Origin of the sequence: Actinobaculum sp. oral taxon 183 str. F0552, assembly GCF_000466165.1 — a bacterium.
In the GTDB taxonomy this organism is placed as follows: Bacteria; Actinomycetota; Actinomycetes; order Actinomycetales; family Actinomycetaceae; genus Peptidiphaga.
In genome coordinates this window covers 1-13,787 of sequence record NZ_KE951418.1, presented here as the reverse complement: position 1 = coordinate 13,787, position 13,787 = coordinate 1, and the positions used below count along the sequence as shown (strand labels likewise).

Genomic DNA, 13,787 nt, shown 5'->3' with positions numbered 1-13,787 from the left:
TCACGGGGCGCCGACGCGGCCGAGGACGACGGACCCGCGCGGGGGCGGGGCGCCCCGAGGGGTCTGCTCGCGCCCCGGCGCGCTCTCGTCCCGAGACGTCTCCACGACGATGTCGAGGGTGCCCTCCAGGGCGGCCATCGCGCGTTCGAAGCGGTCGGGATCGTCGGTGTGGAGGGTGAGGAGCCTGTCGCCTTTGCGGACGCGGTCCCCCGGTTTGGCGTGGATCTCGATACCGGCTCCCGCCTGGACGGGGTCTTCCTTGCGCGCCCTTCCGGCTCCGAGCCGCCAGGATGCGACGCCCACCTTCAAGGCGTCGAGGTCCCGGAGGATTCCGTCGTTCTCGGCGAGGACGTCGTGCGTCTCACGGGCCGCCGGCAGGGGTGCGTCGGGGTCGCCGCCCTGTTCGCGGATCATCGTGCGCCACACGTCCATGGCCCGCCCGCCGCGCAGGGCGGCCTCGGGGTCGGCGTCGGGCAGGCCCGCCGCGGCGAGCATCTCCCGGGCGAGGGCCAGGGTGAGCTCGACGACGTCGCCGGGCCCGCCGCCGGCCAGGACGTCGACCGATTCGCGCACTTCCAGGGCGTTGCCGACGGTCAGGCCGAGGGGGACCGACATGTCGGTCAGCAGCGCGACCGTTCCGACTCCCGCGTCGGCGCCCAGCTCCACCATGGTGGAGGCCAGTTCGCGGGCTTGCGGGAGGGTGGACATGAAGGCGCCCGAGCCGACCTTGACGTCGAGCACCAGCGCTTCGGTGCCCTCGGCGATCTTCTTGCTCATGATCGAGGACGCGATGAGCGGGATGCTGTCGACCGTGCACGTGGTGTCGCGCAGCGCGTAGAGCTTGCGGTCGGCGGGGGCCAGGCCGGGGCCCGCGGCGCAGACGACGGCGCCCGAGCCCTCGCCGAGCTGGCGGCGGATCCGATCAGCGGGAATCGCGGCCCGCCATCCGGGGATCGACTCGAGCTTGTCGAGGGTTCCGCCCGTGTGGCCCAGGCCGCGGCCGGACAGCTGCGGGACGGCGACGCCGAAGGAGGCGACGAGCGGCGCCAAGGGCAGCGTGACCTTGTCGCCGACCCCGCCGGTGGAGTGTTTGTCGACGGTCGGCCGGGCCAGGCCGGAGAAGTCCATCCGCTCCCCCGAGGCGATCATCGCGTCGGTCCAGCGGGCCGTCTCGCGCCGGTTCATGCCGTTGAGGAAGATCGCCATCGCCAGGGCGCCCATCTGCTCGTCGGCGACGGCTCCGCGGGTGTAGGCGTCGACGACCCAGTCGATCTGGGAGTCGGTCAGCTCCCCTCCGTCGCGCTTGACCCTGATGACGTCGACGGCGTCGAATGCCTCGGCCACGTCAACCCTCCCCGCGGGTCGCACCGGCCGGCCCGCCCGCGGGGCCGAAGTCCGCGAGGGCGGACGGGCCGAAGGAGTGTGGGAGCACGTCCCGCATCCCCAAGAACCCGCAGGGCATGGCCAGCAGCATGTCCGGATGGGCGTGCTCGGCTAAGAGCTGGCGGCAGCGCCCGCAGGGGGCGATCCGCCGGCCCCCGCCGTCCACGCAGACGAAGGCCACGAGCCGGCCTCCCCCGCCGCGGACCAGGTCGGAGACCAGCCCGCACTCGGCGCACAGCGTCACTCCGTATCCGGCGTTCTCCACGTTGCACCCCGATATCCAGCGGCCGTCGTCGGCGATGGCCGCCGCGCCCACGGGGTACCCGGAGTACGGGACGTACGCGCACTCCATCGCCTCGACGGCGAGGTCATGGAGTCTGCTCCACGTGTCGCCAGAGATCTCCATCTCACTCCTTCGCGGATGCGCACCGCCCGGAGGCGGACTGCGCCGGGGCCCGCCCCGACGCTATCAGTAGGGCTGGTTCTCCGCGGCGGGCGGGCGGGACCGCCCGACGAAGCCGGCGACCGCGAAGACCGTGATGACGTAGGGGAGCATGCTGAAGTAGGCGGCCGCGGCGGCGCTCGGGTCGAGGCTCTTGAGCAGGGTCGCGACCGCGTCGGAGAGCCCGAAGAGGAGCGCCGCGCCCACGGCGCCGAGGGGATGCCACTTGCCGAGGATCATGGCCGCCAGGGCGATGTACCCCTTTCCGGCGGACATGTTCTCCCCGAAGCTCTGCCCCACGTTGGCGCCGATCGTCAGGTAGGCGCCTCCCAGACCGGCGATCGCTCCCGAGAGGACCGTGTTGGCGAACCGGGTGCGCCGGACGTCGATGCCGACCGTCGCGGCGGCCTTGGGATGCTCGCCGCAGGCCCGCAGGCGCAGCCCCCACCGGGAGCGGAAGAGGTAGACCGTCAGCGCGGCGACGAGGGCGTACATGGCGTAGACCAGCAGCGTCTGGTCGAAGAGCGCCGGCCCGACGACGGGGATGTCCGACAGCAGCGGGATGGCCGCGTTCCTCAAATGGACGCCGGAGGAGTTCAGCCCCGACCCCCCTTTCATCGTGGTGTCGAGGAAGAAGGAGGTCAGGCCCAGGGCGAGGACGTTGAGGACCACGCCGACGATGATCTGGTCGACGTTGTACCTGACCGCGAATGCGGCCAACAGCACGCCCAGGAACGCGCCGGCCAGCGGGGCCGTCGCCAGCCCCGCCCACACGCTGCCCGTGGCCGAGGCCACGAGGACGCCGGCGAACGCGCCCATGAGAATCTGGCCTTCGATCGCGATGTTGACGACGCCCACCCGTTCGCTGACCACTCCCGCGAGGGAGCCGTAGACGATCGGGACGGCGAAGACGATCCCTCCCGCGAGGGTCGCCGTGAGCGTCACCCTTCCCGTCGCGTCTCCCCCGTACCAGACGAGCAGGCCGAGGACGAGCGAGGCCCCGACGGTTCCGGCCGGCAAGGCGCCGATCCGGCTGCGCCTGATCGCCCTGACGAAGGCGTGGGCGCATCCGGCTGCGCTGAGCACCGCCAGGACGGCGCACACGATCTGCGCGCGGGCGTCGACGACGGCGATCCGGTTCCCGCCCGAGGGATTGAGGTCGATGGCCGTCCTCCCCTTCGCTGTGACCGCGAAGAAAGCGGACACGGCCGTCGCCGCCAGGCAGGCGAACGGGAACTTCCATCTGACGGGCACCGCGACGGCCGATCCCGCCTCCGCGCTGTCGCCCGGGTGAATCCGCGTAGCGCTCATGCCGCCGCCTCCTTCACATCTCGGGAGAGGAGGCCGCGCAGGCCCGCTCCGTCGGGCTGGGGAAGCCTGAACAACCACCTGACCAGGGCCGGGGCCGCGATGAGCAGGACGATGACGGCCTGGAGGATGAGGACCATGTCGATGGGGACCTGGGCCGTGATCTCCATCTTGCGCCCCCCGGCGCGGAAGGCCCCGAAGAGGAGGCCTGCCATGACGGTGCCGAGCGGGCGGTTGCGCCCCAGGAGGGCCACCGTGATGGCGTCGAAGCCGAGCGTCCCGTCGAAGTTGGCCGTCAGGTACTTGATGTCGCCGGTGATCGTCACCCCGCCGGCCAGGCCGCACAGCGCCCCCGAGAGGGTCATGGTCAGCGCCGTGACCTTGCCGATCGACATGCCCGCGGTGCGCGCGGCGTTCGGGTTGGCGCCCACCGCGCGCAGCTCGAACCCCCAGGTCGAACGCTCCAGGTACCACCACACGAAGACGGCGGCCAGAAGCGCGATGACGACCCCGGCGTCGATCTTGTAGGGAGACATACCCGGCAGCTGGGCGTTCCGGGAGATCTCCGGCGAGATGGGCTCGTTCGACCCCGGCCGCTGGAACGCGTCGTACCGCAGCAGCTGGGCGACGAGCAGGCCGGCGATCGAGTTGAGCATGATCGTCACGATCACTTCGTTGGCGCCGGTGGCCGCTTTGAGGTACCCGGCGATGAAGCCGTACAGGCCTCCTGCGGCGACGGACGCCGCCAGGCAGGCCAGCAGGTGCACGGGTGCCGGCAGATCGTAGGAGAAGCCGACCCACGCCGCGGCGATCCCTCCCATGACGACCTGCCCCTTGCCGCCGATGTTGAACAAGCCGGCCCGGAATCCGAAGGCGAGTCCGAGCCCCGCGATGACGAGGGGCACGGCGGAGAAGACCGACATGGTCAGGGGCAGGATCTGCCGGGTGGGGTTGGAAGCCTCCCAGTCGTAGAAGGCTCCGCGGATCATCGCGCTGTAGCCGTCGACGACGCTCACCCCCGCGATCGCCATGAGCACTGCGCCCACGAGGAGGGAGACGAAGATCGCCAGGAGGAAGACCAGGGCGTTGGACCGCGGGAAGGCGTGGGCGATCGCCCGGAGGGCCCCGGACGCGGCCCGGCCGGTCTTCGGTGCGTGCGAGCCGCCTTCGGGGGAACGGCCGGCCTGGGGCGGCGCACCCGCCGGGCCGGGCGGGTCGCCGGGCGCGGGCGTCTCGGCAGGAGCCGGCCCACGGGCGCCCTCGCGGGATGCCTGCCTCCCGGGTTGCGGGGACGACGTCTTCTCGCTCATTCTGCTTCCCCCTCACGTGTGGAATCGGCCCCACGTCGACTCTGTGCGATACTCGACATTCCCGGTTCCCCCTCACGTGTGGAATCGGCGGCGTCCGCCTCCCGCGCGGCCTGCCGGGCTTCGTCGGGCGTCAGGCCCGCCATCATCAGGCCGAGCACGCCGCGGGGTGTGTCGGCGGGGACGACGCCGAGGATCCGGCCGCGGTACATCACGGCGATCCGGTCCGACAGCCCGACCACCTCGTCGAGCTCGGAGGAGACGAGCAGCACGGGCGTGCCCGCATCGCGCTCGGCGACGATGCGCCTGTGGATGAACTCGACGGAGCCGACGTCCACGCCGCGGGTCGGCTGGTTGACGAGGAGGAGCGACAGGTCGCGCGAGAGCTCCCGGGCGACGACCACTTTCTGCTGGTTGCCCCCCGAGAGCGTGGAGATCGGGTCGGTCGTCCGGCTCAGCCGCACGTCGAACTCCTCGACGAGCCTGCCGGCGTCGGCGAGGACTTTGGCGGGCGAGAGGAACGGGCCTTTGGAGAAGGGTCTGCGGCGATACCGGTTGAGCACCAGGTTCTCCGCCGCCGAGAAGGCCGCCACCATGCCGTCGGCGGAACGGTCCTCGGGGACGAAGCCCACGCCGGCGTCGATGTGGCGGCGCACGCTCGACTTCGTGACGTCCTTGCCGTCGATGCGCACCGTTCCCGAGCTCGGTGCCGTCAAGCCCATGACGACCTCGGCGAGCTCGGTCTGGCCGTTGCCCTGCACGCCCGCCACCCCCAGGATCTCGCCTTTGCGCACCTCCAGTCCGACGTGCGCCAGGAGCGGGGCGCCCGTCGGGGAGAGAAGTGAGACGTCGTCCAGTGCGAGGCCGACCTCGCCGGGCGCAGCGGGCTCTTTCTCGACGCGCAGCATGACGGGGCGGCCGACCATCATCGTGGCGAGCTCCTCGCGGCTGGAGTCGGCGGAGGCGTGCCCGACCACCTTGCCGCGGCGGATGACGGTGATCTCGTCTGCGACGGCCTGGACCTCGCGGAGCTTGTGGGTGATGAAGACGATGGAGGTGCCCGCGGCCGCCAGCTCCTTCATGACGTGCATGAGCTCGTCGGTCTCCTGCGGGGTGAGCACGGCGGTCGGCTCGTCGAGGACGAGGATCTTCGCTCCCCTGGAGAGGGCCTTGACGATCTCGACCTGCTGCTGGACGCCGACCGGCAGGTCCTCGACGAGGGCGTCGGGGTCGATGTCGAACCCGAACCTGGCCGACGTCTCGTCGACGAGGGCCCTCGCCCGTGCGCGGTCGATGAGTCCGGCGGCTCGCGTCGGCTCGTATCCCAGGCACACGGACTCCGCCACGGTGAAGACGGGGACGAGCATGAAGTGCTGGTGCACCATGCCGATGCCGGCGGCGACGGCGTCCGCCGCCGAGTGGAACCTCACCGGTTCGCCGTCCAGGAGGATCTCGCCTGCGTCGGCCTCGTAGAGGCCGAACAGGATGTTCATCAGCGTGGACTTGCCGGCGCCGTTCTCACCGAGCAGGGCGTGGATCCGCCCCGGCTCGACGGTGAGGTCGATGCCGTCGTTGGCGACGAGGGATCCGAATGCCTTCGTGATGCCCCGCAGTTCCAGATGCACAGTCGCCTGCCTTTCAGTCCGCTCCCTCGCGGATGTGACTCATGCCTCCACTGTACCGCGTCGTGGGCGCTTCGGCGTCGCGGACGCGGCTGCGCGGGCCCGGTCCGGCCTGGCGGGCCGGGCCTCGCGCGTCACTTCCCGGATCCGCCCTTAGCGTCGAACGCGCTCTTGGACGTGACGACCGTCTTGCCCTCGACGATTTCCTTCTTGATGGCGTCGAGTTCGCCGGTCAGGCCCGCCGGGAGGCTGCCTTCGAAGTCGTGGAAGGGGGCGAGGGAGACGCCGCCGTTCTTGAGGGTGCCCACGTAGGGCTTCTTGTCGAACTTGCCGTCTGCTCCGGCCTTGATCGTGTCGTAGACGGCCCTGGCGATGCCCTTCTGGACCGAGGTCAGCACGATGTCCTTGTATTCGGGCGCCGACTGGTACCAGTCGGAGTCCACGCCGACGATCTTCGTGCCGGCGTGGTTCTTGGCCGCGGCCGCGGCGCCCAGGCCGACGGGGCCGGCCACCGGCATGATGACGTCCGCGCCCTGTTGGATGAGCTGCTCGGCGATCTGGGTGCCCTTGGCCTTGTCCTCGAAGGTCTCGGCGAACAGGCCCTTCTGGCTGGCCTTGTCCCATCCGATGAGCTGGACGTTGGCGCCCTTGTCCTTGTTGTAGCGGGCGACGCCGTCGGCGAAGCCGTCCATGAAGATCGTCACGGTGGGCAGCTGGACGCCGCCGAAGGTGCCGACCTTGCCGGTCTTCGAGTTGGCGGCGGCGGCGTATCCCGCCAAGTACGCGGCCTCGTGGGTGTTGAAGACGAGGGCGCGTTCGTTGTCGAGGTTCTTCTTGAACGTCGAGTCGACGAGTGAGTAGTTGATGTCGGCGTTGTCCTTGGCCGAGGCCGAGATCGCGTCGCTGAGCTTGAAGCCGACGCCCATGACGAGGTTGCAGTTCTCGCCGACCATCCCCTCGACGTTGCGGGTGAAGTCGGAGTCGGTCTTGGATTCGGCGGTCTTCGATTTGACCCCGAGGTCTTTGACGGCCTTGTCGAGGCCCTCTTTGGCGGACTGGTTGAAGGATTTGTCGTCCCATCCCCCCGAGTCGGAGACGAGGCACGCGGTGTAGTCGCCCTTCCCTCCGCCGGACTTGTCTTTGCCGCCGCAGGCGCCCAGCGCCAGTGCCGCAACGCCGAGGATCGCGGCGAGCTTCTGTGTCTTCACGCTTTCTCCTGAGTGTGCATGCGCCGCCGGTGCGGCGCGGAAGTGGGTGCATAAGTAGTGTACGTGCGCCGCGGCGGAACGACGAACGCCGCCGGGCTGATATCCGCCGCCCCGGGGCGCGCAGCTCAGGCCAGGTCCGCGAGCCCCGCGGTCCCCAGGGCGTCGACGGCCGCTTTGACCCTCTGCGACTCCTCGCGGGTGGTGACGAGCAGGACGTCGTCCGTGTCCACGACGACCACCCCCGGGATACCCACCGCCACGATCGGCTTGCGATTCGCGTAGACGAGGGCGCCGGGCGAGTCGACCTCGACGACCGGCTGGGGCGAGGCGCCGGGGACGACCTGGGCGGCGCGGGCCTCTTCGGGGATGACCGCGGCCAGCGAGGCGTAGTCGCCGATGTCCGACCACCCCATGTCCGCCGGGACGACGGCCACTCCCCCGATGGCCGCGAGCGGCTCGGCGACCGCCGTGTCGATGACGGCCGGCGCCAGCGGCTCCCAGTACGCCTCGACGGCCTCCTGGCGGCCGTCCCCGTCCCACGCCGCCGCCAGGGAGCGCAGCGGCCCGGCGATCTCGGGGTGGAAGCGTTCGAGCACGTCCATGAGGATCGAGGCCTTGGCGACGAACATCCCCGCGTTCCACAGGTACCTCCCGGTCGCCAGGTACTCGGCCGCGGTCTGCTCGTCGGGCTTCTCGACGAAGGCCGTCACGGCCCTGGCCACCCCGAGCCGGCCGCCCGTCTCGATGTAGCCGTAGGCCGTCGAGGGGGCCTCGGGGGCGATGCCGATGGTCACGAGGTATCCGTGCCCGGCGGTTTCGACGGCCGCCCGCACGGCGTCCCGGAAGGCTTCGTCGTCGCGGATGAGGTGGTCGGCGGCGAAGGACCCGACCACGGCCTCGGGGTCCCGTTCGGCGATGATCGCCGCGGCCAGGCCGATGGCCCCCATGGTCCCGCGGGCGGAGGGCTCGACGATCACGGACGCCTGGGGGACCTGGGCGGCGACGGCTCGGGCGTGGGCGGCGCCCGTGACGACGGAGATCTGCGGGGTGAGCTCTTCGAGCCTGTCGACGGTCTGCTGGAGGAGGCTGCGCCCGGCGCCGGTCAGGTCGGCCAGGAACTTCGGCGCGTTCTTGCGCGAGAGCGGCCACAGCCGGCTGCCTGCGCCGCCCGCGGGGACTATTGCGTGAAAGGACATGTGTTTCTCCTGTTCGTCCGGTCCGGCGGCTGTGCGTCGCCTTCGCCGTTGTCGTGTCATGTGTCGTCGTGGGCCGCGGACGGGTCGGGATCGGGCTCGTCCGGGAGGCGGTCGCGGGGGCCGTCCCCTCCGGGATCGGGGACGATCGCGCCGGTGATCGGATTGTGCGGCCACACGAGGGTAGCGGGAACCGAGGCGGTGACGTAGTTCGGGGTCTGCTTGGCGTGCAGCTCCCCGGCGGTGACCGGCTGGTAGGGGATCGGCGGGTTGGCCGTGTAGGCGGCGCCGACCAGGACGATGCGGACCGAGATGTTCAGCCACAGCAACAGGGTGGCCAGCGCCGTGAAGGAGGCGAGCAGGAGGTTGCGGGAGACCATGCCGACCAGGGACGTGCCCAGGAGCCGGAGGATCGAGGTGGCGGCGGCGGTGGCGAGGGCCCCTCGCGCCAGGTCGGCGCGCGGCGCCCGGACGCCGGACATGACGCGGACGAGGAAGACGACGATGCCGACGTCCACCAGCAGCGACAGGAAGAAGTCGGCGATGCGCACTAGCAGGTGAGAGGGGATGCCGAAGAAGCCCAGCAGCCTGCCCCCGGCGAACCCGGCCGTCGCGGTCAGCAGGGAGGAGGCGAGGACGCCCGCGGCGAGCACGACGAATCCGGCGAAGGCGCGGAGCTTGGAGACGAGGACGCTCTGCTCGAGCGTGGTGATGCCGAACATCGCCTGGATGGAGGAGGCCAGGGACCTCATGACGGAGGTGGCCGTCCACACCAGGATGACGCCGGCCGCGGCAGACGCCGGGTTGAGCGGGGAGCCCAGGACGAGCGAGTCCGGGTCGATCAGGCCTCGGCTGCCGCCGTCGGTGAGGATCCCCGGAAGCGCCGAGTTGACCCCCTTGATCGCGTAGTGGCGCAGACGCTCGTTGGATCCCAGGAGCGCCATGAAGACGGTCCAGGCGATCGTCAGCGCCGCGGCGACGGAGAAGACGGCCGAATAGGCGACGCCGCCGGCGAGCAGCCCGCCGCGGGCGTTCCCGTACCGTGTGAGCGCCCGCGCGATCCGCAGCCGTCTGGCTGCGCGGAGTGCGCGTCGGGCGCGCGCGAGCATCGGCCTGTCGGACGCCACGGGTCACGCGTCGTAGTCGACCACGAGCGGGGCGTGGTCGGAGAACCGGGTCTCGTAGGAGTCGGCGCGGTCGATCCGGTAGCCGGCAGCCCTGCCGGCCAGACCGGGGTCGGCGAGGTGGTAGTCGATGCGCCAGCCGACGTCCCTGGCGAAGGCCTGGCCCCGCTGGGACCACCACGTGTAGGGGCCCTGGCTGTCGGGGTCGAGGGCCCGCTGGACGTCGACGTAGCCGTCCGGCCCGAACCACCGGTCGAGGTAGGCGATCTCGGGGTCGAGGACGCCCGACGTCCTGTTGTGGTTGGGCTTCCAGTTGGCGATGTCGGCCGGGCCGCGGACGACGTTGAAGTCCCCGGCCACCAGGAGGCTTCCGGGGGCCTCGGACAGCTCGGCCAGGCGGGCGGTCACGGATTCGAGGTGGGCGTATTTGAGCGCCATCTTCTCCCGGTCGGAGGCGTCGCCCGAGTGCAGGTAGGCGGAGACGACCGTCAAACCGGGCCCCGGGAGGTCGACTTCGAGCCATCGGCCGGTGTCGGCCGGGTGCGAGTCGCCGGCCAGGCCCGCGCGGACCCCGCCGATCTCCAGCCCCTTCCTCACCGCGACGAGGACCCCGGCGCGTCCCTTGATGGCGCAGGCGTGCGAGACCGTCTCGTAGGCGTCGCCGACGAGCGGCGGAACGAGGTCGTCGGGGGCCCGGACCTCCTGGAACAGGAGGACGTCGGCGTCTGCGGCGGCGATCCAGTCCCCCATTCCCTTCCTCGCGGCGGCGCGGATGCCGTTGACGTTGCAGGTTGCTATGCGCATGATCTCCTCGGTTGGCGGATTCCACGGCGGGCCGCGCGGATCTCCCCGCCGGCCGGACGGCGCCCCGTCGGGCTGCGTGGGCCCTCCGGCGGGTCGCGCGGATTCCCCAGCAGGCTACACGACTGAGGAGGGTCGGGCGGACCGCTCGGCGAGTCCGGCGGCTCTCTCCGCCAGCCGGACCACGTTGGCCAGCAGCATGGCGCGGGTCATGGGCCCGACTCCGCCGGGGTTCGGCGACACCCAGGAGGCGACGTCGCGGACGTCCGGTGCGACGTCCCCGACGATCCGGGCCCTTCCGTCCGGGTCCACGGTCCGGGAGACTCCGACGTCGACGACGACCGCGCCCTCGGCCACCCAGTCGGCCGTGACGAGGCGGGGGCTTCCCACGGCGGCGATGACGACGTCGGCTCCGCGGACGATCGCGGGCAAGTCGCGGGTGCGGGTGTGGCAGTTCACGACGGTGGCGTCCACGCCGCGGCGCGACAGCAGGAGTCCGATCGTCCGGCCGACAGTGATTCCGCGGCCTATGACGGCCACGTTCTTCCCGGCCAGGTCGATTCCGTGGCGGTCGAGGAGTTCGAGGACGCCCGCGGGCGTGCAGGGCAGCGGGAAGTCGACGTCCCCGCCGACGCGCAGGACGAGGCGCCCGAGGTTGACGGGGTGCAGGCCGTCGGCGTCCTTGGCGGGGTCGATCGCCTCCAGGAGGGGGGCTTCCTCGACGCCGGCCGGCAGCGGCAGCTGGACGATGTATCCGGTGCAGGCCGGGTCGGCGTTCAGGCGGTCGACGGCGCGCGCGACGTCCTCCTGGGCGGCGGTGGCCGGGAGGTCGACGCGTATGGAGGCGATGCCGACCTGGGCGCAGTCGCGGTGCTTGCCGGCCACGTAGGCGACCGAGCCGGGGTCCTCCCCCACGAGCACCGTTCCGAGGCCGGGGGCCGCGCCGCGTTCGGCGAGCCTGGCGACGCGGGCCGCGAGCTCGGATTTGAGGGCGGCGGCGGTCGCCTTGCCGTCGAGGATCCGGGCGGTCATCGGGCCGCCCCGGTCTGGTCGAGGCCCGGGTAGAGGGGGAAGCCGTCGGTCAGGCGGGCGACGCGGGCGCGCAGGGAGGGCACGTCCGCGGCCGTCCCGGCGGCCAGGGCGGTGGCGATGACGTCGGCGACTTCGGTGAATTCGCGGGCGCCGAATCCGCGGGTGGCCAGGGCGGGCGTGCCGATGCGCAGGCCGGAGGAGATTCTGGCGGGCCGGGGGTCCCACGGGACGGCGTTGCGGTTGACGGTGATGCCCACGTCGTGGAGGAGGTCTTCGGCCTGTCTGCCGTCCATCGAGGAGTTGCGCAGGTCCACCAGGACGAGGTGGACGTCGGTGCCGCCGGTGACCAGGCCGATGCCGGCCTCGGCGACGTCGGGGGCGTTGAGCCGTTCGGCGAGGATCTTCGCCCCTTCGACGGTGCGGGCCTGCTTGTCTGTGAACGCCTCGGTTCCGGCGAGTTTGAGGGCGACGGCCTTGGCGGCGACGACGTGCATGAGCGGCCCGCCCTGCTGGCCGGGGAAGACGGCGGAGTTGAGCCTCTTGGCGTAGGAGGCGGCGTCGCGGGAGAGGATCATGCCCGATCGGGGGCCGCCGAGGGTCTTGTGGATGGTGGTTGTCACGGCGTCCGAGTGCGGGACGGGATTGGGGTGGAGCCCGGCGGCGACGAGCCCGGCGAAGTGCGCCATGTCGGTCCACAGGTAGGCGCCGACTTCGTCGGCGATGGAGCGGAAGGCGGCGAAGTCGAGGTGGCGCGGGTAGGCGGACCAGCCGGCGATGATCATCTTCGGACGGGCGGCCAGGGCCCGTTCGCGCACCATGTCCATGTCGATGCGGAAGGTCTCGGGGTTCAGGCCGTAGGCCGCGATCGTGTGGTTCTTCCCGGAGAAGTTGATCTTCATGCCGTGGGTGAGGTGCCCGCCGTGGGCGAGCTCCAAGCCCATGACGGTCTCGCCCGGGGAGACGAAGGCGTGGAAGATCGCGGCGTTGGCCTGGGCCCCGGAGTGCGGCTGGACGTTCGCGTAGTCGGCGCCGAAGAGGGCCTTGGCTCGTTCGATGGCGAAGGCCTCGACTTTGTCGACCTCTTCGCAGCCCCCGTAGTATCGGCGGCCCGGATAGCCTTCGGCGTACTTGTTGGTCAGCACCGACCCCTGGGCCTGCAGGACGGCCCGGGGCACGAAGTTCTCCGAGGCGATCATCTCCAGGGTGTCCCGCTGCCGGGAGAGCTCGGCCTCGATGGCAGCGGCGACCTCGGGGTCGACGGTCGAGATGGGCTGGTTGAACGCTGGGTCGGCCATTGGTCCTCCTCCGATTGGGTTCTGTTCAAGGCTACCGGATGGGCCGAGCCGCCGAACGGATCGGATCGCCGCACGAGCGGGCCGGAGGCCGCGGGAAGCCTCGGAGAGGCTCAGCCTTCCCCCGCCTCGAGCTCCTCTTTCAATGTTTTGACTTCCAAACGATTGTAGTCGAGCATAGACATGTAGAATTCATGGAATGACGGAAAGCGATCGATTTCGTCGCCTGAAAGCCATACGGCAGTTCCGGCGTTTGGGTTGCCGTGTTTTATGAGAACGAATGTATCGACATTATGCGTGCCGGTAGCTACGGGCAAGAGATTCTTCTGATCAAGCCGCTGGCCTTCAGCGGGCTCATATTCCAACACGAACTCCACATTATACATGATAATACGATGAATGTCGCTGTTATTCAGTAAATCGTGTAGAGGAAGTACATCGACATATTAATAGAAACAGTTCCATCCATTGACATGTAGAAGTAAATCCTTATAATCCTTAGGAAATTCAAACCCGAGTTGTCTCTCTACGTCTTTTGCCTGCCGTAAAGTAGCGCGAACTTCAGGGAGATGATACTCCCATACATGATTAAGATATACTTTTTCACGTTGTTGAAGAATCTGCACACTAGTCACAATAACGGTTTTCCAATCAATAGGATCACCCTTTTTAACCATAGAGCCCTCCATCTGACGAAAGCCGAACCGTCGGGCCCGCGCGGCCCTAGGCCGCCTCGACGATCGCCTGGGCGGCGGCCATCGGCCCGTCGTGGCTGAGGGAGACGTGGATGCGGGCCCGGCCCACCGATTCGGCGAAGGCCCGCGCCGCCTCGCCGTGAAGGGCGATGGCGGGGCGATGCCAGGGGTCGGAGACGATCTCGATCTCGTGCCAGGCGACGTGGCCCATCACGGGCGGGCTGCCGTGCAGGGCCGCGCTCCACGCCTTGACGAAGGCTTCCTTGGCCGCCCAGCGCGCCGCCAGGTGCCGCGCCTCCTCGAGGCCGACCGCCGCGCCGACCCGCCCAGAGGTGGCCGGCTGCCCGGCGCAGGCGCGCGCGGATCCGGCGGCCCGGGGA

General features: G+C 70.4%; 13 protein-coding genes. All 13 read right to left on the bottom strand.

The annotated features are described in order from the left end of the window. Entirely contained in the window at window positions 1–1,344 is a 1,344-nt protein-coding gene (locus HMPREF0043_RS04000; protein WP_084432144.1) for a thymidine phosphorylase, read from the bottom strand. Between the two features lies 1 nt (window position 1,345). Continuing rightward, complete coding sequence (locus tag HMPREF0043_RS03995) at window positions 1,346–1,789, bottom strand: cytidine deaminase (protein ID WP_021601596.1); 444 nt, start codon at window positions 1,787–1,789, stop codon at window positions 1,346–1,348. A gap of 63 nt (window positions 1,790–1,852) precedes the next feature. Continuing rightward, complete coding sequence (locus tag HMPREF0043_RS03990; RefSeq protein WP_021601595.1) at window positions 1,853–3,136, bottom strand: ABC transporter permease; 1,284 nt, start codon at window positions 3,134–3,136, stop codon at window positions 1,853–1,855. Further along, window positions 3,133–4,443, bottom strand: coding sequence for an ABC transporter permease (locus HMPREF0043_RS03985; RefSeq protein WP_021601594.1), 1,311 nt, complete (start codon window positions 4,441–4,443; stop codon window positions 3,133–3,135). Before HMPREF0043_RS03985 ends, HMPREF0043_RS03990 begins: the two co-directional genes overlap by 4 nt. Next, window positions 4,440–6,065, bottom strand: coding sequence for an ABC transporter ATP-binding protein (locus tag HMPREF0043_RS03980; RefSeq protein WP_021601593.1), 1,626 nt, complete (start codon window positions 6,063–6,065; stop codon window positions 4,440–4,442). The genes HMPREF0043_RS03985 and HMPREF0043_RS03980 overlap by 4 nt, the downstream gene beginning before the upstream one ends. A gap of 131 nt (window positions 6,066–6,196) precedes the next feature. Then, a complete protein-coding gene (locus HMPREF0043_RS03975; RefSeq protein WP_021601591.1) occupies window positions 6,197–7,270 on the bottom strand; it encodes a BMP family lipoprotein in 1,074 nt (357 codons plus the stop codon). Window positions 7,271–7,395: 125 nt separating this feature from the next. Further along, complete coding sequence (locus tag HMPREF0043_RS03970; RefSeq protein WP_021601590.1) at window positions 7,396–8,466, bottom strand: mannose-1-phosphate guanylyltransferase; 1,071 nt, start codon at window positions 8,464–8,466, stop codon at window positions 7,396–7,398. 56 nt (window positions 8,467–8,522) lie between these two features. Further along, entirely contained in the window at window positions 8,523–9,590 is a 1,068-nt protein-coding gene (locus tag HMPREF0043_RS03965; RefSeq protein ID WP_051317424.1) for a YihY/virulence factor BrkB family protein, read from the bottom strand. Window positions 9,591–9,593: 3 nt separating this feature from the next. Next, window positions 9,594–10,391 (bottom strand): exodeoxyribonuclease III, encoded by a 798-nt coding sequence (locus HMPREF0043_RS03960; protein ID WP_021601588.1) that lies wholly within the window; start codon window positions 10,389–10,391, stop codon window positions 9,594–9,596. Between the two features lie 114 nt (window positions 10,392–10,505). Continuing rightward, a complete protein-coding gene (locus tag HMPREF0043_RS03955; RefSeq protein WP_021601587.1) occupies window positions 10,506–11,420 on the bottom strand; it encodes a bifunctional methylenetetrahydrofolate dehydrogenase/methenyltetrahydrofolate cyclohydrolase in 915 nt (304 codons plus the stop codon). Continuing rightward, complete coding sequence (gene glyA, locus HMPREF0043_RS03950; protein WP_021601586.1) at window positions 11,417–12,715, bottom strand: serine hydroxymethyltransferase; 1,299 nt, start codon at window positions 12,713–12,715, stop codon at window positions 11,417–11,419. Before glyA ends, HMPREF0043_RS03955 begins: the two co-directional genes overlap by 4 nt. Window positions 12,716–12,825: 110 nt before the next feature. Further along, window positions 12,826–13,089 carry a hypothetical protein gene (locus tag HMPREF0043_RS11000; protein ID WP_156897502.1) on the bottom strand — a complete coding sequence of 88 codons (264 nt, stop codon included), beginning with the start codon at window positions 13,087–13,089 and terminating at the stop codon, window positions 12,826–12,828. A 346-nt stretch (window positions 13,090–13,435) separates the two neighbouring features. Beyond that, a partial coding sequence (locus HMPREF0043_RS03945) for a holo-ACP synthase (RefSeq protein WP_021601583.1) occupies window positions 13,436–13,787 on the bottom strand: 352 nt, incomplete at its 5' end.

Excerpts from the sequence above, each read along its gene's own strand:
- HMPREF0043_RS03990 (WP_021601595.1), bottom strand. The coding sequence starts at position 3,136 with ATGAGCGCTACGCGGATTCACCCGGGCGACAGCGCGGAGGCGGGATCG.
- glyA (WP_021601586.1), bottom strand. The coding sequence starts at position 12,715 with ATGGCCGACCCAGCGTTCAACCAGCCCATCTCGACCGTCGACCCCGAG.
- HMPREF0043_RS03995 (WP_021601596.1), bottom strand. The coding sequence starts at position 1,789 with ATGGAGATCTCTGGCGACACGTGGAGCAGACTCCATGACCTCGCCGTC.
- HMPREF0043_RS03955 (WP_021601587.1), bottom strand. The coding sequence starts at position 11,420 with ATGACCGCCCGGATCCTCGACGGCAAGGCGACCGCCGCCGCCCTCAAA.
- HMPREF0043_RS03985 (WP_021601594.1), bottom strand. The coding sequence starts at position 4,443 with ATGAGCGAGAAGACGTCGTCCCCGCAACCCGGGAGGCAGGCATCCCGC.
- HMPREF0043_RS03970 (WP_021601590.1), bottom strand. The coding sequence starts at position 8,466 with ATGTCCTTTCACGCAATAGTCCCCGCGGGCGGCGCAGGCAGCCGGCTG.
- HMPREF0043_RS03960 (WP_021601588.1), bottom strand. The coding sequence starts at position 10,391 with ATGCGCATAGCAACCTGCAACGTCAACGGCATCCGCGCCGCCGCGAGG.